At 66.5% G+C, this 22,902-nt stretch carries 25 protein-coding genes; 16 read left to right on the plus strand and 9 right to left on the minus strand.

Translation table 11 applies throughout. From position 1 onward, the window contains the following. Positions 1-24 precede the first annotated feature (24 nt). The gene (locus tag BTH_RS07510) at positions 25-975 is read right to left on the minus strand and encodes a hypothetical protein (protein WP_223297158.1); all 951 of its coding nucleotides are present in this window, start codon (positions 973-975) and stop codon (positions 25-27) included. On the opposite strand from BTH_RS07510, the gene BTH_RS35005 reads away from it, so the two are divergent. The 9 genes from BTH_RS35005 (at position 863) to BTH_RS07550 (ending at position 9,544) form a co-directional block, all read left to right on the plus strand. After that, complete coding sequence (locus tag BTH_RS35005) at positions 863-1,210, plus strand: hypothetical protein (protein ID WP_154660032.1); 348 nt, start codon at positions 863-865, stop codon at positions 1,208-1,210. The two genes, BTH_RS07510 and BTH_RS35005, sit on opposite strands and share 113 nt — an antisense overlap. 279 nt (positions 1,211-1,489) lie before the next feature. Then, on the plus strand, positions 1,490-2,056 hold the full coding sequence (locus tag BTH_RS07515; protein ID WP_009897275.1) for a GNAT family N-acetyltransferase: 567 nt from the start codon (positions 1,490-1,492) through the stop codon (positions 2,054-2,056). Positions 2,057-2,083: 27 nt separating this feature from the next. Next, a complete protein-coding gene (locus BTH_RS07520) occupies positions 2,084-2,941 on the plus strand; it encodes a MerR family transcriptional regulator (RefSeq protein WP_009897276.1) in 858 nt (285 codons plus the stop codon). A 123-nt stretch (positions 2,942-3,064) separates the two neighbouring features. Then, positions 3,065-4,051, plus strand: coding sequence for a sulfonate ABC transporter substrate-binding protein (locus BTH_RS07525; protein ID WP_009897278.1), 987 nt, complete (start codon positions 3,065-3,067; stop codon positions 4,049-4,051). A 159-nt stretch (positions 4,052-4,210) separates the two neighbouring features. Next, entirely contained in the window at positions 4,211-4,867 is a 657-nt protein-coding gene (locus tag BTH_RS07530) for a lysoplasmalogenase (RefSeq protein ID WP_009907735.1), read from the plus strand. A 239-nt stretch (positions 4,868-5,106) separates the two neighbouring features. Then, positions 5,107-6,696: a flavin-containing monooxygenase gene (locus BTH_RS07535; RefSeq protein WP_009897282.1), complete on the plus strand. Its 1,590-nt coding sequence runs from the start codon at positions 5,107-5,109 to the stop codon at positions 6,694-6,696. Between the two features lie 27 nt (positions 6,697-6,723). Continuing rightward, positions 6,724-7,671 (plus strand): SDR family NAD(P)-dependent oxidoreductase, encoded by a 948-nt coding sequence (locus BTH_RS07540; protein ID WP_009897283.1) that lies wholly within the window; start codon positions 6,724-6,726, stop codon positions 7,669-7,671. Continuing rightward, on the plus strand, positions 7,668-8,582 hold the full coding sequence (locus tag BTH_RS07545; RefSeq protein ID WP_009897284.1) for a metal-dependent hydrolase: 915 nt from the start codon (positions 7,668-7,670) through the stop codon (positions 8,580-8,582). The genes BTH_RS07540 and BTH_RS07545 overlap by 4 nt, the downstream gene beginning before the upstream one ends. An 11-nt stretch (positions 8,583-8,593) precedes the next feature. Continuing rightward, a complete protein-coding gene (locus BTH_RS07550) occupies positions 8,594-9,544 on the plus strand; it encodes an alpha/beta fold hydrolase (protein ID WP_009897285.1) in 951 nt (316 codons plus the stop codon). Positions 9,545-9,808: 264 nt separating this feature from the next. On the opposite strand, the gene BTH_RS07555 is transcribed toward BTH_RS07550, so the two are convergent. After that, on the minus strand, positions 9,809-10,726 hold the full coding sequence (locus BTH_RS07555; protein ID WP_009897286.1) for a LysR family transcriptional regulator: 918 nt from the start codon (positions 10,724-10,726) through the stop codon (positions 9,809-9,811). A 151-nt stretch (positions 10,727-10,877) separates the two neighbouring features. Here BTH_RS07555 and BTH_RS07560 point away from each other — a divergent pair, with 151 nt between their 5' ends. Next, positions 10,878-12,335, plus strand: a complete 1,458-nt coding sequence (locus BTH_RS07560; protein WP_009897287.1) for an amidase — start codon at positions 10,878-10,880, stop codon at positions 12,333-12,335. Between the two features lie 32 nt (positions 12,336-12,367). On the opposite strand, the gene BTH_RS07565 is transcribed toward BTH_RS07560, so the two are convergent. Continuing rightward, positions 12,368-13,279 (minus strand): NAD(P)/FAD-dependent oxidoreductase, encoded by a 912-nt coding sequence (locus tag BTH_RS07565; protein ID WP_009897289.1) that lies wholly within the window; start codon positions 13,277-13,279, stop codon positions 12,368-12,370. A 128-nt stretch (positions 13,280-13,407) separates the two neighbouring features. Here BTH_RS07565 and BTH_RS07570 point away from each other — a divergent pair, with 128 nt between their 5' ends. Beyond that, positions 13,408-13,869 (plus strand): Rrf2 family transcriptional regulator, encoded by a 462-nt coding sequence (locus tag BTH_RS07570; RefSeq protein ID WP_009897290.1) that lies wholly within the window; start codon positions 13,408-13,410, stop codon positions 13,867-13,869. Between the two features lie 118 nt (positions 13,870-13,987). On the opposite strand, the gene BTH_RS07575 is transcribed toward BTH_RS07570, so the two are convergent. The 3 genes from BTH_RS07575 to BTH_RS07585 all read right to left on the minus strand — a co-directional run bounded on the left by BTH_RS07575 (position 13,988) and on the right by BTH_RS07585 (position 16,500). Beyond that, positions 13,988-14,545: a putative glycolipid-binding domain-containing protein gene (locus BTH_RS07575; RefSeq protein WP_011401286.1), complete on the minus strand. Its 558-nt coding sequence runs from the start codon at positions 14,543-14,545 to the stop codon at positions 13,988-13,990. Between the two features lie 248 nt (positions 14,546-14,793). Beyond that, complete coding sequence (locus tag BTH_RS07580; protein ID WP_009897293.1) at positions 14,794-15,666, minus strand: arylamine N-acetyltransferase family protein; 873 nt, start codon at positions 15,664-15,666, stop codon at positions 14,794-14,796. 114 nt (positions 15,667-15,780) lie between these two features. Further along, positions 15,781-16,500 (minus strand): hypothetical protein, encoded by a 720-nt coding sequence (locus tag BTH_RS07585; protein ID WP_009897295.1) that lies wholly within the window; start codon positions 16,498-16,500, stop codon positions 15,781-15,783. A 154-nt stretch (positions 16,501-16,654) separates the two neighbouring features. On the opposite strand from BTH_RS07585, the gene BTH_RS34360 reads away from it, so the two are divergent. After that, the gene (locus BTH_RS34360) at positions 16,655-16,948 is read left to right on the plus strand and encodes a hypothetical protein (protein ID WP_154660033.1); all 294 of its coding nucleotides are present in this window, start codon (positions 16,655-16,657) and stop codon (positions 16,946-16,948) included. A 10-nt stretch (positions 16,949-16,958) separates the two neighbouring features. Beyond that, the gene (locus tag BTH_RS07590) at positions 16,959-17,183 is read left to right on the plus strand and encodes a hypothetical protein (RefSeq protein WP_011401289.1); all 225 of its coding nucleotides are present in this window, start codon (positions 16,959-16,961) and stop codon (positions 17,181-17,183) included. A 191-nt stretch (positions 17,184-17,374) separates the two neighbouring features. Here BTH_RS07590 and BTH_RS07595 read toward each other — a convergent pair whose 3' ends face one another. Next, the gene (locus tag BTH_RS07595; protein ID WP_009897298.1) at positions 17,375-18,676 is read right to left on the minus strand and encodes a cystathionine gamma-synthase family protein; all 1,302 of its coding nucleotides are present in this window, start codon (positions 18,674-18,676) and stop codon (positions 17,375-17,377) included. Between BTH_RS07595 and BTH_RS35585 the strand changes: the two genes are divergently transcribed. Both BTH_RS35585 and BTH_RS07600 read left to right on the plus strand, forming a co-directional pair. Beyond that, on the plus strand, positions 18,656-18,850 hold the full coding sequence (locus BTH_RS35585; protein ID WP_009907738.1) for a hypothetical protein: 195 nt from the start codon (positions 18,656-18,658) through the stop codon (positions 18,848-18,850). The two genes, BTH_RS07595 and BTH_RS35585, sit on opposite strands and share 21 nt — an antisense overlap. Before the next feature lie 13 nt (positions 18,851-18,863). After that, on the plus strand, positions 18,864-19,343 hold the full coding sequence (locus BTH_RS07600) for an Lrp/AsnC family transcriptional regulator (protein ID WP_009897299.1): 480 nt from the start codon (positions 18,864-18,866) through the stop codon (positions 19,341-19,343). A 101-nt stretch (positions 19,344-19,444) separates the two neighbouring features. Here BTH_RS07600 and BTH_RS07605 read toward each other — a convergent pair whose 3' ends face one another. Continuing rightward, positions 19,445-20,899, minus strand: coding sequence for an amidase (locus BTH_RS07605; protein ID WP_009897300.1), 1,455 nt, complete (start codon positions 20,897-20,899; stop codon positions 19,445-19,447). Between the two features lie 549 nt (positions 20,900-21,448). Here BTH_RS07605 and BTH_RS07610 point away from each other — a divergent pair. Further along, a complete protein-coding gene (locus BTH_RS07610; protein ID WP_009897302.1) occupies positions 21,449-21,883 on the plus strand; it encodes a universal stress protein in 435 nt (144 codons plus the stop codon). A gap of 175 nt (positions 21,884-22,058) precedes the next feature. Here the strand turns inward: BTH_RS07610 and BTH_RS07615 are convergent, their stop codons facing one another. Next, positions 22,059-22,889 carry an OmpA family protein gene (locus BTH_RS07615; RefSeq protein ID WP_025369847.1) on the minus strand — a complete coding sequence of 277 codons (831 nt, stop codon included), beginning with the start codon at positions 22,887-22,889 and terminating at the stop codon, positions 22,059-22,061. Positions 22,890-22,902 lie beyond the last annotated feature (13 nt).

Consider the following 22,902-nt stretch of genomic DNA (forward strand, 5'->3'; position numbering starts at 1 on the left):
GCGCGCGCGTGGCGCCCCGGGCGGTCACTTCGCACCCCGCTTGCACGGCTGCGGGAAGAACTTCAGCTCGGCGCCGACGCGCAGCGCATACACGATGTTGTCGTCGTCGAGGAACGCGACGCGCGCGCCCTGCGGCACGTCGCACGGCGACTTCTCGTACATTTCGAGCAGATAGACCGACTCCTCGGTCGTCGACGTCATGAAGCGGTCGTAATCGCCGAGCATCCGTTTCGCGAAGAACGTGACGACGCCGGCAAAAATGAAGAAGCTGACGAAGCGGAAGATTCCGGTGATCACCGGATACTCGCCGTCGCCCTGTTTCACCAGCCTGGCCGAGAAGAACGCCTTCGCCTTCGCATCCATCACGACGAAGAAAATGCCGTAGATCGGCAGGAACAGCACGGATGCCGTGTACAGCACCATCAGAATCAACAGCGCGATGAACGGGATCGACAGGATCGCGACGAAGATTTCCGTATGAGGAAATTTCGACGGATCGAGGCCCGCTACCGCGTTGATCCGCTGATTCGCGAGCGCGATCGCAAAATTGGTGAGGCCCGTGAACGCGAGCAGCAGCAGGCCCTTTCCGATGTGCGTCGCGTAGATCCGCTTGTAGAGCGTCAGCGCGTCGTAGACCATGCCGGCGAACCAGAAGGCGAGCGCGAGCATCGCCAGGCCGACGAAATTCCACGCGTGGTGCAGCGGATAGGTGACGCCGTACAGCAGCAATGCGAGCGCGCAGTTCAGATAGAGCTTTTGCGCGGTATCGAGCTTCCCGTAATGGGCCTGAAGCGATGTATGCGCCCTGTGCAGGCGCGGCATTCGCACGCTGGGCGGCGGGGCCGTTCGAGCAGGTTCGGCGGTGGACGAAAACGCCGTCGATCGTGCCGGGTCGGCCAGATCGTCCGATGCCGAAACGGGTTCGGACGGGGTCGCGCCTCGAGGTTGCGACGCAGGCGATCGATCGAGTTGCACCGAATCGCTTGACGCGGCATTCGTCGCAACCCGCGCGGTTGCGATGTCGTCATTCGAACGCTTCACGTCGCGCTGCGCCTGCGCTGTGCACGATGCGGATTTCGCTTCGCGCGCGCCTGCGGATGTGCGACGCGCATCGGTTTTCCTTCGAGATTCCGGCGGCCCGGCATTGGCTTTGTCCATCGAGTTTTCGATTGCTCAACTCGCCAAAATCGTCGCGAGCATTTTTTCATGACGTTCGCCCATCGGGCGGCGGCGTCTCTTTTCATCACGCGGCGCCGCGCGTCGAAGCGCGCCGCCGATCATGCAATCGCCGAAGGCATTGGAAGACGTCGCGCCCCACGTTCGATCAAATGCGATTCCCGGCCGTCGCGGCGACATCGCAATTCGATCGCGATGCATCCAGACACATGCGTTGCGTTGCCCGCCGCGCTCGACGATCGGCTCCGCGCTTTGCGGACATTTTTGAACGCGCGCATAGTAAGCATTTCACCATTCCCGCCCTGTTTTTGCGATGAAAATCACCGACGCCCCCGCCCATTCCTCCATCGTCCGCGACGCCACCGAGCACGATCTCGAAGCAATCCGGTCGATCTATGCGCATCATGTGCTGACAGGCGTCGCGTCGTTCGAGGAAACACCGCCGTCGGCCGACGATCTGCGCGCACGGCGCGAAGCGGTGCTGCGGCACGGCCTGCCGTATCTCGTCGCCGAATTGGACGGCGTCGTCGCGGGCTACGCGTACGCGACGCCATATCGGCCGCGCAGCGCGTACCGCTACACGCTAGAGGAATCGATCTACGTGAACGATGCCTGCCGCGGCCGCGGCATCGGCCGCGTGCTGCTCGCCGTGCTGATCGCGCGTTGCGAGGCGGGGCCGTGGCGGCAGATGATCGCGGTGATCGCGGACGGCGGGCGCGGCGGCTCGACGTCGCTGCATCGCGCGCTCGGCTTCGAGCCGGTCGGCACGCTGCGCGGCGTGGGTTTCAAGCACGGCCGCTGGATCGACACCGCGCTGATGCAGCGCGCGCTCGGAGACGGCGCACGAAAGCCGCCCTCGGACACCGACGCCTCGCACTGAAGCGCGCGGTCGCGCTAAAATCGTTGCATGCCGAAATCGAACTCAACTACTCCCGCCGACGTCACTCCGGACACAGCGACGTCGAACGAATATACGGTCGACGAGCTCGCGCGCGTGTCGGACACGACGGTGCGCAACGTACGCGCATATCAGGATCGCGGCCTGCTCGCGCCGCCTCGCAAACGCGGCCGCGTCGGCATCTACGACGACACGCACGTCGCGCGCCTGAAGGTCATCAATCACCTGCTCGCGCGCGGCTACACGCTGTCGAACATCCAGGATCTGATCAAGGCGATCGACGACGGTCACGACCTGCGCTCGATCCTCGGGCTCGAAAACGCGATCGGCGGACGCTGGTCGAACGAGCGCCCGCAAACTTTCTCGCTCGCGCAACTGATCCAGATGTTCGGCCCGCAAACGCCCGCGTCGCTCGGGCGCGTCGCGGAGCTCGGCCTGCTCGAGCGGCGCGGCGTGTCGTTCGTCGCGAAGAGCCCGGCGCTCATCGAGGCCGCGGCCGCGATGGTCCGCGAGGGCATTCCCGCGCGCGAGCTGCTCGACGCGATCAGCATCACGCGTCCGTATTTCGACGCGATCGCACGCGTGCTCGTCGAGCTCGTCGTGCGCCGACTCGATCGCTATGACGAGGGCTCGCTGCCGCCGCCTACCGACGTACCGGCGCTCGTCGATGCGATCTGGCGCCTGCGCCCGCTGTCGTCCGTGTTCGTCGAAGGCGAAATGAACCGGGCGCTCGAAGCGGCGTCGAGCGCGTACCTGGGCGGCCGCGTCGCGACGATCCTCGACAAGAAGCTGAGCTCACAGGCCGCGCGCGACGGCGCGCCCGAGCTCGCACGAACCGCAGCGAAAGGCGCGCCGAAAAAACGCTAGACGCAAGCGCGTCATATCGATATCGGCAATGCTTGGTTCGCGCGGGCGCTCGCCCGTGCGACGATTTCCCGACTCGGGCGGCCTGCGCGCCGCCCACTTCGTTCAACGTCGTGGAGATTGCCGATGATTCGCGTTGCCCGCTGGATACCCCGAACCGTCGCCGTCGCGCTCGCGTCGTCGCTCGTCGCCGCCGCTGCGTTCGCGCAGGATAGCGCGGGCGACAAGGTGCTGCGCGTCGGCTATCAGAAAGCGGGGCTGCTCGCCGTCGTCAAGGCGCAGGGCGCGCTCGAAACGCGCGTGAAGCCGCTCGGCTACACGGTCAAATGGTTCGAGTTCCCGGCCGGCCCGCAACTGCTCGAAGCGCTGAACGCGAACAGCATCGATATCGGCTATACGGGCGCGCCGCCTGCGGTGTTCGCGCAGGCGAGCGGCGTGCGCTTCGTCTATGTCGGCGCGGAGCCGCCGTCGCCGCACAACGAGGCCATCGTCGTGAAAGCCGATTCGCCGCTCAAGGCCGTCGCCGATTTGCGGGGCAAGAAAGTCGCGCTGCAGAAAGGCTCGAGCGCGAACTATCTGTTGCTCGAGGCGCTGCGCAAGGCCGGCGTGCGTTACGACGAGATCCGTCCGGTCTACCTGCCGCCCGCCGACGCGCGCGCCGCATTCGAGCGCGGCGCCGTCGACGCGTGGGTCGTCTGGGATCCGTACTACGCGGCCGCGCAGCAGGCGCTGAAGGCGCGCACGCTCGCCGACTATGCCGGCCTTCCCGCCGCACACAACTTCTACGAAGCGACGCGCGATTTTGCGACCCGTCATCCGGACGTCGTCGGCGCGGTATTGCAGCAGTTGCGCGAGACAGGCCAGTGGGTCAACGCGCATCCCGCCGAAACCGCCGCGCTGATCGCGCCGAAGGTCGGTCTCGACCGGGCGCTCGTCGAAACCTGGGTCAAGCGCGTGCCGTACGGCACGACACCGCTCGACGCCAGGATCGTCGCGTCGCAGCAGGGCGTCGCCGACGCGTTTCACGCGGCGAAGCTGATCCCGCGGAAGCTCAACGTCGCCGACAACGTCTGGGCCGACCGGAACGCCGCCGCCGCGCTCGCCGCAAAGTAGGCGCGGCACGACGCCCGCGGCCCGGTTAGAAGGGTTCGTCTGTCCCCGATAACGCGTTCTTGCCGATAATGAACGGCCGCGCGGACGCCGTGCGTCGCCCGCGACGCCACGCCGCCCGCGCCCGATCACGCGCCGCGCGCGAGGAGGAGACGCCCGCCCATGTTGTCCCATCTGCCCCCGCGCGTGCGCGGTCTCTGGCTCGCGGCCGCGCTCGCCGCGCTGCTCTACGGCTTGTCGCTCGGCCACGCGCCCTATCCCGGCCAGCCGGCCGCCAAGGCGGCGCTCGGCGCCCTGCTGCTCGCCGCGGCACTGCGGCATCCGCCCACGCGCGAGCGCGTGTGGCTCGGCGCGGCGCTCGCCGCATCGGCGCTCGGCGACGTGCTCCTCGCGCTTGCCTCATGGCCGCCGTCGTTCATCGCCGGCCTCGGCGCGTTCCTGCTCGCCCATCTCGCCTATTGCGCGCTGTTCGCCCCGTGGCGTGCCGCGCCGCGCGGCGCGCGCGCGGTCGCGCTCGCCGCGCTGTGGATCGCCGCTCCCGCGCTCTACGCGGCGTTCTTTCCCCATCTCGCCGCGCTCGCAGCGCCCGTCGCCGTCTATGTCGCCGTGCTCGCCGTGATGGCGAGCCTCGCGCTCTGCGCGCACACACCAGGGCCGCAGATCGCGGCCGGCGCGCTCGTGTTCGTCGCGTCCGATGCGCTGATCGGCATCGATCGTTTTCTCGGCGCGTTCGCCGGCGTCGATTATTTCATCTGGTTTCTTTATGCGATCGCGCAATTGACCATTGCGTTCGGCGTGCTGCAACGCAAATCGAAATAATCGAAATCGCGCCGTCATCCTCCAACTGCTGACGATGACGGCGAATTTTGCGACGCACCATTCCAATTCCGTCTCCCACCGCGCTTTGCGCCCCACTGCCCCGTCCGGCGGGCGTCGGCATCCGTTGAATCCCGCGCTTAGAGGGCTATGTCTACCCGGCTTGCGGTTTTGGCTTTCACGAACTATGGTTACATCCATCAATGTAACAGTAAAAAATGAGCCTAAATGGAGACGCTCGGATGAACGCGCGCAACATGTCTTTCGGTCCGCTCGACAGCACAAACCGGGAAGAAACTCTTGATATCGCCATCATCGGCACGGGCTTTTCCGGGCTCGGCATGGCGATTCGCCTCCGGCAAACCGGCAACCAGGACTTCGCGGTGTTCGAAAAGGCCAACTCGGTCGGCGGCACCTGGCGCGACAACCACTACCCCGGTTGCGCGTGCGACGTCCAGTCGCATGTCTATTCGTTCTCGTTCGCGCCGAATCCGCGCTGGACGCGCATGTTCGCGCCGCAGCCGGAAATCCGCGCGTACATGGAAGACTGCGTGCAGCGCTTCAACGTCGGCTCGCATCTGCGCTTCAATCATGAGCTCGTCAACGCGACCTACGACGAAACCGCGCACCGCTGGCGCCTGACGTTCGCGAACGGCAAGCGCGTGTGCGCACGCGTGCTCGTGTCCGGCATGGGCGGCCTGTCGCGCGCCGCGTATCCGAACATCCCCGGCATCGAGACGTTCAAGGGCGAAGCGTTCCACTCACAGCACTGGAATCACGATTATTCGCTCGAAGGCAAGCGCGTCGCCGTGATCGGCACGGGCGCGAGCGCGATCCAGTTCGTCCCGCAAATTGCGCCGCGCGTCGCGAACCTCGCGCTGTTCCAGCGCACGCCGCCGTGGATCATGCCGAAGCCGGACCGCCCGGTCCGCGGCATCGAGCAATGGCTGTTCCGCAACCTGCCGTTCACGCAGAAGCTGATGCGCGCGGGCCTGTACTGGATGCTCGAATCGCGCGTGCTCGGGTTCGCCGTGCATCCTTCGACGATGAAGCTCGTGCAGAAGCTCGCGCTGCGCCATATCGACAGGCAGATCTCCGAGCCGGAGCTGCGCGCCGCGGTAACGCCCGACTACACGATCGGCTGCAAGCGGATCCTGATGTCGAACGACTACTACCCGGCGCTCACGCGCAAGAACGTCGACGTGATCACAACCGGCATCGAGCGGATCGAGGAAGACGCCGTCGTCACGACGGACGGCAAACGCCATGAAGTCGATTGCCTGATCTACGGCACGGGCTTCCAGATCAACAACCCGTTCCCGCGCGGCACGATCGTCGGCCGCGGCGGCGTCGACGTGGTCGACGCATGGCGCGACGGCCTGCACGCGTACCTCGGCGCGACGGTGCCCGGCTATCCGAACTGGTTCATCCTGATGGGACCGAACACGGGCCTCGGCCACAACTCGATGGTGTACATGATCGAATCGCAGATCGAATACGTGCTCGGCGCGCTGAAGGCGATGCGTACGGAGCGTGCCGAGGCGATCGAAGTGCGACCGCTCGTCGAGCTCGAATACAACAATCGCATCCAGAACAAGCTCAAGGGCACGGTCTGGTCGACGGGCGGCTGCAGCAGCTGGTATCTCGATCCGCGCACCGGCAAGAACACGACGCTGTGGCCGACCTTCACGTGGCGCTTCCGGCAGGAAACCGCTTTCTTCTCGATGGCCGACTACCACGTGTACTACGCGAATCCGCGTCAGAACGCACAGGCGGTGCCGGCGCTGCCGAACGCCGCCGCCGCGACGGCAGCCGCCGAGACGACCGCCTGAGCCCCGAACCCACACGAGCCCACGACAATGAAATCCTTCTCCAACAAAGTCGCTGCAATCACGGGCGCCGGCTCGGGCATGGGCCGCTCGCTCGCGGTGCAGCTCGCGCAACAGCATTGCCACGTCGCACTCGCGGACAAGAACGCGGTCGGCCTCGCCGAGACCGAGCGGATCGTGCGCGCGCTCGCGCCGTCGGTGCGCGTGACGACCTGCGTGCTCGACGTCGGCGACCGCGCCGCGATGCACGCATGGGCGGACGAAACGGCCGCCGCGCACGGTCGCGTGAACCTCGTGTTCAACAACGCGGGCGTCGCGCTGTCGAGCACGATCGACGGCATGGAATACAGCGATCTCGAGTGGATCGTGAACATCAACTTCTGGGGCGTCGTTCACGGCACGAAGGCGTTCCTGCCGTACCTGAAGGCCTCGGGCGACGGGCACATCGTCAACACGTCGAGCATCTTCGGGATCTTCGCGCAGCCGGGCATGAGCGGCTACAACGCGACGAAGTACGCGGTGCGCGGCTTCACCGAATCGCTGCGCCAGGAACTCGACATGATGAAGTGCGGCGTGTCGGCGACCTGCGTGCATCCGGGCGGCATCCGCACGAACATCGCGCAATCGGCGCGGCTCGCGCAGAACATGGTCGGCTTCATGGTGGAGAGCGAGCAGCAGGGCAAGGCCGATTTCGAGAAGTTCTTCATCACGACGGCCGACGAAGCGGCGCGCGTGATCCTGCACGGCGTGCGCAAGAACAAGCGCCGCGTGCTGATCGGGCGCGACGCGCGCGGCGCCGACTGGCTCGCGCGCACGCTGCCCGCCGCATATCAGCCGCTCGTCGTGCTCGCGACGAAGCTTCAGGGCGCGCGGGCGCGCCGTCGCGCAGGCCATGCGTCGCCCGGCGCCGCACCGGCCGCGGCGACGCCCGCGCACGCGACGTACAACAACGCTGGCAATCAGGGAGAGCCGTCATGACGACACCGCATATGATGCCCGTGCGGCGCGACATCCGCTTCGCGCTGCCGCCCGATCGCGCGCACGACTGGCATGTGCAGGGCGCGCCCGTCACGCACTTCATGAACGCGCTGTCGCTGCTGTTCCCGGCGGGCGAGCGCTTCTTCATGGATTCGGTGCGCAACTACCGCGATCAGATTCACGATCCCGAGCTGAAGAAGCAGGTCGCGGGCTTCATCGGCCAGGAAGCGATGCATACGCGCGAGCACATCGAGTACAACGACCTGCTGCAGTCGGCGGGCCTGCCCGCGCACAAGCTCGACAAACGGCTGTGGGCGCTGCTCGGCTGGGGCAAGAAGGTGCTGCCGCATTCGATGCAGCTCGCGATCACGATCGCGCTCGAGCATTACACCGCGATCCTCGCGAACCAGCTGCTGTCGGGCTACGAGCACCGGATCGACGGCTCGGTCGAAGGCTACAAGCAGATGTGGATGTGGCACGCGATGGAAGAGACCGAGCACAAGGCGGTATCGTACGACGTGTGGAACGCCGTGATGAAGCCGGGTGTGAAGACCTATCTGCTGCGCACCGGCACGATGCTCGCGACGACGCTGATCTTCTGGACCGTCGTGTTCGATTTCCACATGCGCCTGATGTTCGCGCACCGGATGCGCCACGGCAAGCTGAAGGGGATGTGGCGGCTCGTCAAGTATCTGTATAGCCCGAAGAACGGCGTATTCCCGAGCATCGCGCTCGAATGGCTCGACTATTTCCGGCCGGGCTTCCATCCGTGGGACCACGACAATCGCGTGTATCTGCAGGGCCTCGACGCGCTGCTCGCGAACATCGACGCCGCGAACGAGCGCTACGCCGACCAGGCCGCGCCGCGCCGCGTGCCGCTGCATTCGCCGCCCGAGCATCAGCACGCATAAGCGATCGAACGATGGCGACCGTCCGCGACACGCTGACGGTCCGCTCGGGCGACGTGCGTCTCGCCGTCTACCTGAGCGGGCCGCGCAATGCGCCGCCCGTGATCCTCGTGCACGGCTATCCCGATTCGGCGCGCGTATGGGAGCGCGTGCGCGAGCACCTCGACAAGCGATTTCGCGTGATCGCTTACGACGTGCGCGGCGCGGGCGCGTCCGATGCCCCGAAGCGGCGCGCCGACTACAAGCTGCCCGTGCTCGCGCAGGACCTGCTCGCCGTCGCCGACGCGACGTGCGGCGACCGGCCGTTTCACCTCGTCGGCCACGACTGGGGATCGATTCAATGCTGGGAAGCGGCGACCGATCCGGCGATCGAGGGCCGCCTTGCATCGTACACATCGATTTCCGGACCGTGCCTCGATCACGTGTTTCGCGCGCCTCTCAACCTGAAGCAGACGCTGAGGTCGTGGTACGTCGCGTTCTTCCACCTGCCGCTCGTGCCCGAGCTCGTGTGGCGGCTGGGCGGTGCGAAGCTGTGGCCGCTGTGGCTGCGCAAGACCGAGCGCATCGTCGTCGCCCCCGATCCGGATCAATTGCGCAACGGCCTGAACGGCCTCGAGCTCTACCGCGCGAATTTCATCGAGCGCGCCCGCCGGCCGCGCGAGCGCTATGCGCAGGCGCCGGTGCAGATCATCGTGCCCCGCTACGACCGGTACGTGACGCCCGCCCTCACCCGTGGCCTCGATCGCTGGCTCGGCGCGCATCGACGCGACGAAATCGCCGCGTCGCACTGGACGGTGATCCGCGACGCGGCGCTGATCGCCGCGCGGATCGGCCGGTTCGCGACCGCACACGAGCCGAGGCGGCAGGCGATCGCGGCCGGCGCGAAATCCGGCGGCCAGCAACGGACGGGACAGCGCGCGAATCAGCGAGCATCGGGCGGCAAGCGTCTGAAAAGCGTTTCATAGCCACGCGCGCGCCTATCCCGATCGAACTTCGCGCCGCCCGGCAAGGTCGCCTTCAGCATTTTCGCGACGACACGGATTCGGCCCGATGCGCGGCTCCGCCGGCCTCGCGCACCGAACCACCGAACCACCGAACCACCGAACCACCGAATCGCCGAACCACCGGACCGCCGATCGAAGCAGGGGCGACGCCGGTCGGGCGCTCCGCCGAGCGCATTCGAGTTGCGACCGATGCACGTCGCGCGTCCGCGCCCTTCCCGTTCACTGCTATTCGAGCGATTGCACGCCGTGCGACACCAGCCGATCGCGCAGGTAGTCGACGAACGCCCGAACCTTCGGTGACGCCACCCGTCCGCGCGGAAACAGCGCGTTGAAGTCCTGCGCCGGCCCGCTCCAGTCGCTCAATACCCGCCGCACCCGGCCGGCCTCGTGGTCCGCCGCCATGCTCTGATGCATCGCGAGCGTCAGTCCTTCGCCCGCGCATAGCGCATCGTGGATCAGCGCCGGATCGCTCGCGACGATCACCGGGTCCAGCGCGAAATACTGCGCACGTCCGCCCGGCTTGCGCAGCGGCCATGCATAGCCAACCGCGCGGCGCGCCTGATGCAAAGTCAGCGCGCGATGCGCGCCGAGCTCGCCGGGATGCTCGGGAACGCCATGCCGCATCAGGTACGACGGGCTCGCGTAGACACCGGTTGCGAAGCTGCCCAGCCGCCGCGCGACCAGATCCGAATCGGCAAGCACGCCCAGGCGCAGCGCGATGTCGATTTCGTCCGCGACCAGATCGAGCGGCACGTGCGACGCGAGGATTTCCAATCGCACGTCCGGATACGCCTGGCGAAAACCGGCCAGCAGCGGCGCGATCCATGTCGTGCCGAACGAGTACGGCAGCGTTACCCGCAGCCAGCCGCGCGGACCGCTCTGCAACTGGCTTACCGCTGCATGCGCTTCGTCGAGCTGCGCAGCCATGTTCCGGCAGTGCGAGTAGTACAGGCTGCCCGCTTCGGTCAACCCCAGGCGGCGGGTCGTCCGGTGCAGGAGCTGCACGCCCAGTTGCGCCTCGAGCGTCATCACGCGCCGGCTCACCGTCGTCTTCGGCATGCGCAACAGCCGCGCCGCGGCGGTAAAGCTGCCGGCCTGCACGACGCGCACGAAGATCAATGTGTCGTTCGGATCAGCCGCCATATCGGGCTCCACGTGGTTGGACCGGCGCCATTGTCCCATTGATGGGTCAATCGAACCCATATTTGCAGGCTAATCGGCTCCGCTTGCCGCCCGTAACATAGCCTCGCGCTTTCAGAAGCGACATACGGACATGGACACTGAGGCCCCCATCATGAAACTGAGCGAATACGCCGATTACGATGCTGTCGGACTGGCCCGGCTGATCGCGCACGGCGACGTCAGCGCGGCCGAGCTGGCTCGTACGGCCGGCGAAGCGATCGAAGCGGTCAATCCCGCCGTCAACGCGGTGGTCGAGCACTGGCCCGCCGACGCGGCGGGGCCCACGGTCGCCGCCGGCAGCGGCCCGCTCGCGGGCGTGCCGTTCCTGATCAAGGATCTGGCGCTGCCGATGGCAGGCAAGCGGATGGAGCTCGGCTCGCGGCTGGCGGCGGGACTCGTGTCGCCGTCGGATTCGATGCTGATGCGACGCTTGAGGGCGGCCGGCCTCGTGACGCTCGGCCGCACCGCCACGCCAGAGATGGCGTTCAGCACCGCCACCGAATCGGTGCAGTTCGGTGCGACGCGCAATCCGTGGAACCTCGCCCTCAGCGCGGGCGGCTCCAGCGGCGGAGCGGCCGCCGCCGTCGCCGCCGGCATCGTGCCGCTCGCGCATGCGACCGATGCGGCCGGATCGATCCGGGTGCCGGCAGCCTTCACCGGACTCTTCGGACTGAAGCCGACGCGCGGCCGTATTTCCAACGGGCCGGAGCTCGACGAAGTCTTCGCCGGGCTCGGCGTGCAAGGCGGCCTGAGCCGCACGGTGCGAGACAGCGCCGCGCTGCTCGACGCGATGCACGGCATGGCGGCGGGCGAGCCGTATCACACGAGCGCGCCGGCCCAGACGTTCCTCTCCGAGGTGGGCCGCGATCCGGGACGGCTGCGCATCGGGCTGATGCTGGAACCGTTCGACGGCGCGCGCGCCGCGCCGGCAATGACGCAAGCGACGTTGGATGCGGCCGGTCACCTGGAAATGCTGGGCCACGATATCGAACCGATAACACCTGTGCTCGGCGTGTCGTGGGAGGCGTTCGTGCTCGCCACCGCGCGGATATGGTGCGCCACGCTCGTAGGCTGGATCGACGGCGTCGCCGCCGCGACGGCCCGGCCGATCGACGGCACGACGCTGGAGCCTTCGACGCTCGCGGCATACCGTTACGGCAAGCAGGTCACCGGGCCGGACTTCGCGAGCGCGCTGGCGGTGCGCAATGCCGTGACGCGCAGCACGGCCGACTGGTTCCGGCGCGTCGACGTGCTGCTGTCGCCGACGATGCCGAATCTGCCGGAAGCGATCGGCGACTATTACGTCGGCGCGCAACGGACGGACGGCCTGCAATGGACCGAACGCCTGTTCCGTCACTCGCCGTACACGCCGGTCTTCAACGTGGCGGGGCTGCCCGCCATGTCCGTGCCGCTCTTCCACGACGAGGCGTCCGGCCTGCCGATCGGCGTGCAGTTCGGCGCCGGCTTCGCGCAGGAAGCCACGCTGCTGCGGCTCGCCGGGCAGCTCGAGCAAACCATCCCGTGGCGCCGCCGCCGGCCGGCGGTGTGGGCCGGCTCCTGCGCCGCCTGACCCGATGCGGCCGGCATCGCCTCCGTCGTTCGTCAGCCGCGCTCGCCCACGCCATAAATCAGCGAGTGATGCGCGCCCGCTGCCGCCATCACACCCGCGGCGGCGGCCAACGTCGCATTCGCCATCGGCCGCGCGACATCCCCTGCGGCGAACACGCCGGGCACCGATGTCTGTTGCCGCTCGTCGACGGCGACGTAAGGCCCTGTCGGCGCGTCGTTGAAGAGGCAGCCGAGCCGCTCGGGCAGATCGCAGGCCGGCACGGTTCGGGGCGCGATGAACAGGCCCGAGAGTTCCGCTGTTCTGCCATCGGCAAGGCGGACCGCTTCGAGCGCAGGCGCGGCGCCGACAAGCGCCGCGACCGGCGTTTGCTCGACCGCAACGCCGCGAGCCGAGAGCATCGCCAACTGGTCTCCCGTGGGAACGAACGTGCGCTGAGTAAACAGCGTGGTCGGCCCCCAATCCGATACCAGCATCGCTTGATGCACGGCCAGCTCGCTGCTCGCCAGCACGCCCATCGGGCGCCGATCCAGTTCGTAGCCGTGGCAATACGGACAATGCAGCACGCTGATGCCCCAACGCTCTTGCAAACCAGGCAGCGCAGGCAGGATGTCACGAACGCCCGTCGCCAGGATCAGGCGCTTGCCCAGCGCCTGCCGGCCGTCAGCCAGCGAAACGCGAAATCGGTCGCCGGCGGCGGCGGCAGCCGCCGCGTCGCCTTCATCGAATTGCACCGTCGGATACGCGGCGAGCTGCCGCGCAGCGGCGGCGATCATCGCGGACGGCGCCTGCCCATCCTGCCCAAGAAAGCCGTGGGACGCCCGCGCGAAGCGATTGCGCGGCTGCTTCGCATCGATCAGCAAGACATTGCGTCTGGCGCGGGCCAGTTGAAGCGCCGCCGCCTGCCCGGCGAAGCTCCCTCCGACGATGACGACATCGAAAATCATGAGCGTTGCCTCCTTATGTACTTTTCAAAGTTACGAGATAGAGCGAGGTTTGTCAAATCAAAGCACTTGCATTGTTACGTGAGCGACGGGGTGGTAGATTGCGGTCTGATTCGAAAGGAACTCAAACGATGCCGCGCGACAACCGCCTGTCCCGCATGCTCCACGTGCTGATCCACATGGATCGGCACGTCGAGCGCGCCACGTCCGACGCGATCGCGAAGATGCTCGGCACGAACCCCGTCGTCGTGCGCCGGATGATGGCCGGACTGCGAGACCAAGGCTACGTCAGATCGGAAAAAGGCCACGGCGGGGGCTGGGAGCTCGCTTGCGAACTGGACGCGATGACGCTGCTCGACGTGTATCGCGCCATCGGCCAACCGCCGTTGTTCAGCATCGGCCCCCATGCCGATCAGCCCGATTGTCTCGTCGAGAAAGCCGTCGACGCGCGCATGGCCGAAGCGCTGAACGAGGCCGAAACCCTGCTTCTCGCGCGTTTTGGTGCCATCACCGTCGGCGATCTGGCAAGGGACTTCGAAAAGAGGCTCGCCAACCACAAGGCCGGGAAACGGGGGAATTGCGCTGCGGCATAGCAACATCGCGTGCAGGCATTCAACCGACGGAATGGCTTGAACCGCGTCGCGTTGACCGAAGGTCTCCGCGTTCGGCGCTGCCCGCCCGCACCGACAGGCCGCTCCCGGGCCGCAGCGCTCAGCGCGCGTCGCTCGGCAATCGCTTGAAAAGCGCTTCGTAATCGATCACAAGTCCGTCTCGATCGACTTCCAGCCGCGCGGTGAAGCCGCTCGCGACGCTTTCGTAGCGATAGACGCGATCCGGCTCGATGCATCGATACGCCTGCTGCATGCGGCGGGCCGTCAGATCGGGAATCGATAGATAAACGACGTCGATCAGCCGCCGCTCGTCGCGCGCAAGCCCGAGGCGGCGGATCGGCAGCGTGTTCGTGTATGGGGTCGCGGCAATGTCGATGTCGATGCATCCGTCGAGCGCCGCCAGCGGCGCGTCCGCCGCGTTGCGCCAGCGGCCTTCGCCGTCAGCTCGCAACTCGAGCGTGCCGCCGCCCATCATCTTGACGATCACGTGCTTCGCGCGCCAGCGCTCGTCGCAAACGACGCGGTAGGCAAGACCGTAAGCAAGCCCGCCGGCGCGCCCGACGACCACGCTCTCGGCAACGCTGCCGCGCGCATGCCGCTCGAACGCCAGATGCTCGATTCCGTCGTGTTCGAGCGACGCCCAGCGCACTTCCCGCATCATTCCGCTCCTCCGTCCTCATTCGATTCCGACCGTCATGCACGCGGGCGCGGCCGCCGCACGCATGCGACCGTCGGCGCGGGAATCTCGCGCCGCGCCAGGCGCAGCCGGCCGCGAGCGGTTCGCGGCGCTCCACACGGCACCGCGCGGCCCCGCTGCATTGGCGCGCGCACCGGCTCAGCCTGCTTCGAAACTCCGCCGAGCGCATCGGGTGCCGCCCCGCTCTCGACGCACGCACCGATGCCACGTCAGGTCGTTGCGCCGCCGTCGCGCCGCCCGGCGGCCGCCGCAGTTTCGTCGGCGCGCGCCGCTGCCCGCGCGTACAGCGCCGCCGCGTCGAATCCGCTCAGGTCGACACCGAGGCGCTCGCACACGCATGCTGCCCACGCGTCGGCATCCGTCAGCCGGATCGTTTGCGCCGCGCCGTCCGCCGTTCGCAGCGTCAGCGCATCGTTGTAGAGCAGCGCGCGCGCGTCCGGCAGGATTCGGCACACGATCAAATCGTGCGTGAAGAACGAATCGGGATGCCGCGACGTGTACCAGTTCGCCACCTCGTAATCCACCCATTCCACAGGCTTCAGCGAAAAGCGATACAGCGGATGCCAGCCGTTCGCCGTGTCGCACTCGATCTCGAGCTCGCCCGCGACAGGCGCGTCGACGACGCGAAACGTGCCGTGCGGCGTCGGTTGCTCGACGTTCGGGTCGTGGCGCAGCGGCGCTGTCGGCGTCGTCGAGCCGAAGCCGACATCGGCAAACCACGTATCGCCGTCCAGATCGATCCGCAGCAGCATGTGCGTCTGCGGCGTCGATTGTTCCGGCGAACGCTGCCAGCGCACGCGTGCGATCAGCGGCGTCACGCGAAAGCCGAGCTGCACGAGCACCGTGTAGAAAAGCTTGTTCTGCTCGAAGCAGTAGCCGCCGCGACGCTGCCCGATCAGCTTGCCGACGACCGATTCGAGATCGAGCGCGACGCGCGCGCCGGTGAACGGATCGAGGTTTTCGAATGGAATCGACTGAGGATGCAGCAGCTGCAGTTGACGAAGGACGTCGAGCGTCGGCTCCGCGGCACCGCGATAACCGATGCGGGCGAAATAACGGGAAAGATCGACTGCGTCGCGCATAAGGGCAAACGGATGGTGGCGGAACGCCACCATAGCATTACGCGGATAACCCCATCCGATGCAAGGAAAAGCGCGCGCCGGCGAACGCGGCGGCACGCGCACCGACGAAATGCACTACGGCAGCAGCTTGAGCGCCGAGGATGCGACGGACGGCACCGAAATTCCATGGCTCATCGCGTACTGCACGGCGGCGCTGAGCGTGCCGCCGATCGACTGGATCTGGCTCGGCGCATTCTGCGCGATGTACGACACCGCCTTCAGATTGTTCGGGTCGAGTCCCGACTGCAACAGCGAAGCCGGATTCGATGCGCCCAGATCTCCGAGCCCCGACTGCAATTGAGAATACTGCGTAATGCCTTCGCCGAGCGACGCGAGACCCCGCGTGAACGCCGCCTTATCGACGCCGGCGCCCGATGCGCCACCGCTTGAGCCGCCCGTGCCGCCCGACGCGAAAGCCTGCGTCAGCGCCTGAGCGACCGATTGTTGCGCGCCGCCGACCTGCGACAGCGCACCGGGCGTCGGCACGCTCGTGCCGCCGTTGGTCAGCAGACCCGCTGCGTGCTGCGCCTGCCCGGCCGCGCCTGCGAGCCCCATCGCCGAAGCGAGGCTCGCCTGCCCCGCGAGCACCTGCTGGTTCGCGCCGACATATGACTGCAGCACCTGCGACATGCCGGCCGCACCTGACGCGCTCGCCTGCTGCGACGCGCCGCCGCCCAGCAGCGATGCGCCGAGGCTTTGCAGATCGACCTGCGCGAACGCGGCGCCGCTCGCCAATGCGGCGCTTGCACAACAGACGAGCGTGGCCCGCTTGACGAAGCGATTGATCGTTTTCATCGACTCTCCCTGTGAATGCTGGCGTGCGGAATTGTCGAGGCGAGCAGGCGGCGAATGCAATCACGGATACATATCGAAACGTATTGGCCGGCTCGGTTGCGGATACGCGCATGGGGCAATGCGATCGGCGGGCCGGTTGGGCCGGATGGGTTGGTTGGTCGAGCCGGACGGTACGGCAGCCCCGCTTCCCCTGACTGCCGTGAAGCGAACGGCTTTGGCGAAAGCGACGATCGCGGCCGGTCATATGCGCGCCGCAGCTGCGGCGCTTCCGTTCGCATCTCGCAGCCGCCCGCCCGACGAAAACCCGGCCGCCCATTTCCTTCGAAGACCTGATCGAATGCAACAGAACAGCCTTTCATCATTCGTTAAATCGGGCATTGAAAAAACATCAATCGACGAATTGACCATTCGCGTCAAATTACCTAGGTTAACCACGTCGACACTTTAAAATTTTTATTATGGATACCTCAACAATCGACGCCGGCGTGATCGCCGAAAAGCTCGCCAACGAGATCTCGCCCCATCCGCCTCAGTGGGTCATCGATCTATATGCGGCAACGCTCGTGCCCAAGCATGGCTTCGCCAGAACGGGCGACGAAATCAAGCAGGCGCAAAAGGAGTTCTTCGAATCCAGACAGGCGATCATCGCGGCACTATCGACGTATCGATCCCGCTCCGCTTGACTCGAACCGAAACCGAAGCCAAACGGCCGTGATCGATCGACTTCGGTTGACGGTGCGCTGCCGTCAACCGAAGCCGATTTCGGGTGTCCGACGGACATCGCGCGTTCGCATTCGGGCATGCGGCAAGCCCGGCGCGCCGTGCACCGGCCGCGCCGACGTCGCCGCGCCCCGCGCGAGCCGACGTCGCCGCGTCAGCCGCCTGCCGCGATGCCGGACCGGCGAAACGCGTTGTCGAGATCGGCGATCAGATCCTCCTCGTGCTCGAGCCCGATCGACACGCGAATCAACCCTTCCGACACGCCCGCCGCCTTGCGCGCCGCCTCGGGCACGCCGGAGTGCGTGGTCGACGCCGGATGGCAAATCAACGATTCGGTGCCGCCGAGGCTCACCGCGGACTTGAACAGATGCAGCGCATTGATGAACCGGAATGCTTCGGCGCGACCGCCACTCAGCACGAACGCGAACGTCGAGCCGGCGCCGGTGCATTGCCGCTTGTACACGGCCTGATAAGCATCGTCGACGATCAGCTCCGGGTGGTATACATCGACCTTCTGATACGGATTCGCCGCGAGCCACTTCGCGACCGCCGACGCGGTGCGCGCCGCCTGCTTCATCCGCAGCACGACCGTCTCCATCGAGCGGATCAGCATCCACGACGAATGCGGATCGAGTTGCGAGCCGAACGCGCTGCGCACCGCGCGGACCTTCGCGACGAGATCCCGGCGCCCCGTGACGCCGCCCGCGACGAGGTCGCTATGGCCGCCCACGTACTTGGTCAGCGAATACACCGACATGTCGACGCCGTGCTCGCTCGGCTTCTGGAAGATCGGCCCGAGCAGCGTGTTGTCGCACACCGAAATCGGGCGATAGCCGTGACGCGCTTCGAACGCGTCGAGCGCGCGGCGCATGCCGTCGAGATCGATCAGCGCGTTCGTCGGATTCGCCGGCGTCTCGACATAGCAGAGCCGCACGGGGCCCTGCTGCGCGGCGGCTTCGAGCGCCGCGCCGATCGACTGCGGCGACAGTCCGTTGTCGATCGGATGCGCGCCGACGCCCCAGTCGCGCAGATATTTCGCGATCAGCGTTTCCGTGCCGCCATACAGCGGCACCGATTGCACGAGTTGATCGCCGGGCCGCAGGAATGCGAGAAAGATCGCGCTGATCGCCGACATTCCGCTCGACGTGACGACCGCCGCATCGGAGCCGTCAAGCAGCGCGAGGCGATCCTCGACGATCTCGAGATTCGGATGATTGAAGCGACTGTAGACGAGGCCCGCCGCCTCGCCTTGCGGGAGCGGCTTGCGGCCCGACACGACGTCGAAGAAATCGGCGCCGTCCTCCGCCGAGCGGAATGCGAACGTCGACGTGAGGAACACCGGAGGCTTCACCGCGCCTTCGGACAAAAACGGATCGAATCCGTACGACATCATCTGCGTTTCCGGATGCAGCGGACGGCCGTCGATGTCCTTCTTGTGATAGCTCGAATACGTCATGTGGTGGCTCCTTGGCACAGTGGATGCGATTCGTCCCGCCGGCATGCGACAAGCCGCGCGGCGCCGATCGCCAATCGACTCAGTGTAAGAAAGCTAGCAGGAAATATGCTTTCCATTTCATTCCTGCGCCCCCCTATAATCAAAAAAATCTTTCCTCTTTTATTCCTTCCATAAAAAGGCGATCGGCATGAAGCTCGACGATACAGATCTGAAGATTCTGAAGATCCTGCAGGAGAACGGGCGCCTGAGCAACGCGGAGCTGGCCGATCGCGTCGCGCTGTCGGCGGCGCCGTGCTGGAAGCGCCTGCGCCGGCTCGAAGCCGACGGCTTCATCTCGGGCTATCAGGCGATCCTCGATCGGCGCGCGCTCGGCTACGAGATCGTCGCGTTCGTCAACATCTCTCTCGACAGCCACACGGAGAAAACCTGCCGCGCGTTCGAGGCGGGCGTGATGGCGATGCCGGAGGTGGTCGCGTGCCACAACACGACCGGCCAGCACGACTATCTCGTGCAAATCGTCGCGAAGAATTTCGATACGTTCTCGAGTTTCGTGTTGAATCGGCTCCGGTCGCTGCCGGGCGTGAAGGAACTGCTCAGCACGATTTCGATGCGCGAATTGAAATCGACAAGCCGGCTGCCCGCGGGAGAACTGCGGATCGCGAAGTGAGTCTCATCGATCGCGACTATCAAACCGCATCAATTATTTTGCATGTCGAAACAATAACTCGGCGCTGCCCGGCCGCACCGTGCATGTACTCGCCTGCACGCCTATTCGATACGCGCGCCGGATAATGCGGGCGGACGCGCACTCACCCAATCGCGCTCCTTCTCGTATGCATGCGCGAGTTGCAGCACGGCGAAATCGTCGCGCGGCCGGCCGATCAGTTGCATGCCCATCGGCAACCCCACCACGTTGAACCCGACCGGCACGCTGATCACGGGGCAGCCGGCGAGCGTCCACGGCACGACCGTTTCCATCCAGCGATGATAGGTGTCCATCGCACGCCCGGCGATCGTCCGCGGCCAGCGAAGGTCGACGTCGAACGGAAAGACCTGCGCGGTCGGCGCCGCAATGTAGTCGTAGCGCTCGAAGAACGTCGCGAGCGCCTGATACCACGCGCTGCGCGCCGCGCTCGCCTCGTAGATATCGACCGCGCCGAGCGCGAACAGGCCCTCCACTTCGTAGACCGCCTCCGGCTTCAGCAGCGCGCGCCGCGACGGCTCGCGATAATGCATCAGCAGACTCCCGCCGGAGAGGAGATGGCGGTGCGCGAGCCACGTCTGCCAGATTCGCTCGGGGGAAAATGCCGGCAGCGCCGCGTCGACGTCGCAGCCGATCGCGCGCAACGCGTCGAAGCTCGCCTCGCACAGCTCGAGCACACCCGCCTCCATGGCGAGATACCCGTTCCAGTCGCCGACCCATGCGATTCGCTTGCCTCGCAAGTCGGCATCGAGCGACTGCGCGAAGCGCTGCGGGTCCTCGGCGAGCGACAGCGGATCGCGCCGGTCATAGCCCGCCTGAATCGCGAGCAGTTGCGCGACGTCGACGACCGTGCGCCCCATCGGCCCTTCGGTGCCGAGTTGCTGGACGAACACGTCGATGCTCGGCCAGCGCGGCACGCACCCTTGCGACGGTCGAAATCCGTAGACGTTGCAGAACGCGGCCGGATTGCGCAGCGAGCCGCCGAAGTCGCTTCCGTCGGCGACAGGCAGCATCCGCGCCGCGAGCGCGGCCGCCGCGCCGCCGCTGCTGCCGCCCGCGCTCTTCGTCAGATCGTACGGATTGCGCGTCGCGCCGTAGACCTCGTTGAACGTGTGCGAGCCCAACCCGAACTCGGGCGTGTTCGTCTTGCCGATGAACACCGCGCCCGCCGCGCGCATCCGCTCGACGACGATCGCGTCCACCGACGGCGTCATCGTGCGAAAGATCGGCGAACCGAGCGTCGTCACGATGCCCTTCGTCATCGCAAGATCCTTCGGCGCCTGCGGCATGCCGTGCAGCCAGCCCGCATACTCGCCGCGCGCGAGCGCCGCATCCTTCTGCGCAGCCTCGGCAAGCAGCACGTCCGGTTCGCGCAGCGCGACGATCGCGTTGACGTCGCCGTTCACGCGTTCGATGTGCGTGAGATACGCACGCATCGTCTCGACGCACGACACGTCCTTGCGCCGGATTGCCGCGGCGAGCGCATGCGCCGGCATGCCCACGAGCGGATCGGACGGCATGGACGGCGAGCGGGGCGATGGAGAAATGCGTTCGGACATGCGTGGCTCCGTGTGAACCGGCGGCAAAACGGCCTGCGGTGCGCCGGCGCGGCGCTGCGCCGCGGGTGGCAGGAATGTCGACGATTATATAAACGCCGCGGTTCGCGCTGCGTCGCCACCCCGGCTACCGCGGCCGCACGCCGAACCTGCCGCGCCGCAACAAGTCAAGGACGCGATTTGGATACCGCGTCAACCGGCGCGCCGCACCCGCCATCTCAGCGCCGCAATGCACGTGGCGATGCGTGGCGACGGCCCCACGCCGCAGCACTCGATCGAGCCGTGCACCGTACATCGGCGCCGGCATCCCGGCGCGAAGCACCCGAACGATCCGAATCGGTTGCCAATCGACCCGTCCCTTTATGCGCATAAACTTATATTTCTTATATTTTTTATAAGGCGAGCGCGGGATGAGTGTTTACGACATTTTTATGCCGCCCCCGAATTTCTTTAGACCATGCCGACGCGGGCGCGACTAGCCTACCGTCATTGCGTTACCGAACAGGTTTTCTCATGCTCAAACTCCTGGTTCCCGTCGGTCATTCGCAGCGTTCGCTGCAGGCCGTGCGGCACGCCGCCTTCCTGTATCACGAGCGATGCGCATCCGAAGTCGTGCTCGTCAACGTGCAGCCCCCGCTCGAATCCACCCGCCTCGAGGCCTTCCACTCGCTCGCGAAGCTCCGTCAGATCGAGCGCGATTTTTCGGAAGGCGAACTCGCCCAAGCCATCGGCATCCTCAAGGACGCCAACGTCAAATATTCGGTCTCGATGAAAGTCGGCCCGATCGCCGACACGATCGCCGCATGCGCGACCGAGAACGGCTGCGACGAGATTGTCGTCGTCGCCCCGCGCCGCGACCCCGTCCACGCGCTCGCCCACTTCTTCCATCGCAGCATTCTCGATCGCCTCGTGCGCATCGCGAGCGTGCCCGTCACCGCCGTCCGCTGAATCGCGCAGCGACTTGCCACGATTCGGCGGACGGGCCGGCTCGCACATCGAACGGCCGTCTGTCACGCCGACGCGTCCGCACAAAACGCACATCGGCGCCACGATGGGCGCCGATGCGTACCGATACATGCCGACGTTGCGGTCTCGGGCCGGCTCGCGCCGGCCCGCCGCGAGACTACCGCCGCTCGCCGGCCACGTCGATCCTGACGCGCCGGTCCGGCGCGAGGCATGCGATCGCCTCGGCCGAATGCCCGTCGGGACAGCCGTTGCTCACCGGATCGGCCTTGCCGAGCCCCTGCGCGACGATCAGATTCCCGGGCAGGCCGCGCGTCGTCAAATATTCGCGAATCGCCTCGGCCCGCGCGAGCGACAGTTGACGGTTGTACGTGTTCGTGCCGAGCCGGTCGGTATAGCCCGTGACCCGTACCGAGCGGATGTGCTGGTATTGCTGCTCCAGCGTGGCCGCGATCCGGTCCAGCTCCGCGCGCCCGGCCGGCAGCAGGTCGCGCAGCGCCGATTTGTCGAACGGGAACAGCAACTGGTAATCGAGTGTGAACTGCTTCACGTCATCGCGCGGCGCCGTCTGCACGGCGGGCGCCGGCTTCGGGCCGTCGGCGAGCGCCTTGCACGCCGAATCTTTCCAGTACGTCGACTTCACGCGATAGCGATCGTCATACTGGATCTGGTACTGGCACGTCACGACGTCGCTCGCCCCCGGGCCCGTGCGGAAATTGAACACGTAGTTCCACACGTGCACGCCGATGATGCCTTCGCTGAAATGCGGCTCGCCGATCAGCGCATAGACCTGGTTCTTGTCGAGACCGGGCCCGATCTGGCGCAGATTCTCGGCATTCACGAACGTGCCTTCCTTCAGCCACGCGCTGTCGCGCGCCGGGAAGCCGACCGAGCCGTCCGGTGCGGTCTTCGGCGCCATCCCGCATCCCGCCAGCAGCGCCCCGAAGATCCCGGCGGCCGCCACATATTTCGATATCCTGTTCATTTTCATATTGGATTCCTTA

Origin of the sequence: Burkholderia thailandensis E264, from assembly GCF_000012365.1 — a bacterium.
Lineage (GTDB): Bacteria > Pseudomonadota > Gammaproteobacteria > Burkholderiales > Burkholderiaceae > Burkholderia > Burkholderia thailandensis.

Excerpts from the sequence above, each read along its gene's own strand:
- BTH_RS07550 (WP_009897285.1), top strand. The coding sequence starts at position 8,594 with ATGGCGACCGTCCGCGACACGCTGACGGTCCGCTCGGGCGACGTGCGT.
- BTH_RS07590 (WP_011401289.1), top strand. The coding sequence starts at position 16,959 with ATGGATACCTCAACAATCGACGCCGGCGTGATCGCCGAAAAGCTCGCC.
- BTH_RS07605 (WP_009897300.1), bottom strand. The coding sequence starts at position 20,899 with ATGCCGTCCGATCCGCTCGTGGGCATGCCGGCGCATGCGCTCGCCGCG.
- BTH_RS07520 (WP_009897276.1), top strand. The coding sequence starts at position 2,084 with ATGCCGAAATCGAACTCAACTACTCCCGCCGACGTCACTCCGGACACA.
- BTH_RS07555 (WP_009897286.1), bottom strand. The coding sequence starts at position 10,726 with ATGGCGGCTGATCCGAACGACACATTGATCTTCGTGCGCGTCGTGCAG.
- BTH_RS07600 (WP_009897299.1), top strand. The coding sequence starts at position 18,864 with ATGAAGCTCGACGATACAGATCTGAAGATTCTGAAGATCCTGCAGGAG.
- BTH_RS07530 (WP_009907735.1), top strand. The coding sequence starts at position 4,211 with ATGTTGTCCCATCTGCCCCCGCGCGTGCGCGGTCTCTGGCTCGCGGCC.
- BTH_RS07575 (WP_011401286.1), bottom strand. The coding sequence starts at position 14,545 with ATGCGGGAAGTGCGCTGGGCGTCGCTCGAACACGACGGAATCGAGCAT.
- BTH_RS07570 (WP_009897290.1), top strand. The coding sequence starts at position 13,408 with ATGCCGCGCGACAACCGCCTGTCCCGCATGCTCCACGTGCTGATCCAC.
- BTH_RS07580 (WP_009897293.1), bottom strand. The coding sequence starts at position 15,666 with ATGCGCGACGCAGTCGATCTTTCCCGTTATTTCGCCCGCATCGGTTAT.
- BTH_RS07545 (WP_009897284.1), top strand. The coding sequence starts at position 7,668 with ATGACGACACCGCATATGATGCCCGTGCGGCGCGACATCCGCTTCGCG.
- BTH_RS07565 (WP_009897289.1), bottom strand. The coding sequence starts at position 13,279 with ATGATTTTCGATGTCGTCATCGTCGGAGGGAGCTTCGCCGGGCAGGCG.
- BTH_RS07535 (WP_009897282.1), top strand. The coding sequence starts at position 5,107 with ATGAACGCGCGCAACATGTCTTTCGGTCCGCTCGACAGCACAAACCGG.
- BTH_RS07610 (WP_009897302.1), top strand. The coding sequence starts at position 21,449 with ATGCTCAAACTCCTGGTTCCCGTCGGTCATTCGCAGCGTTCGCTGCAG.
- BTH_RS07595 (WP_009897298.1), bottom strand. The coding sequence starts at position 18,676 with ATGACGTATTCGAGCTATCACAAGAAGGACATCGACGGCCGTCCGCTG.
- BTH_RS07525 (WP_009897278.1), top strand. The coding sequence starts at position 3,065 with ATGATTCGCGTTGCCCGCTGGATACCCCGAACCGTCGCCGTCGCGCTC.
- BTH_RS07560 (WP_009897287.1), top strand. The coding sequence starts at position 10,878 with ATGAAACTGAGCGAATACGCCGATTACGATGCTGTCGGACTGGCCCGG.
- BTH_RS07540 (WP_009897283.1), top strand. The coding sequence starts at position 6,724 with ATGAAATCCTTCTCCAACAAAGTCGCTGCAATCACGGGCGCCGGCTCG.
- BTH_RS07615 (WP_025369847.1), bottom strand. The coding sequence starts at position 22,889 with ATGAAAATGAACAGGATATCGAAATATGTGGCGGCCGCCGGGATCTTC.
- BTH_RS07585 (WP_009897295.1), bottom strand. The coding sequence starts at position 16,500 with ATGAAAACGATCAATCGCTTCGTCAAGCGGGCCACGCTCGTCTGTTGT.
- BTH_RS07515 (WP_009897275.1), top strand. The coding sequence starts at position 1,490 with ATGAAAATCACCGACGCCCCCGCCCATTCCTCCATCGTCCGCGACGCC.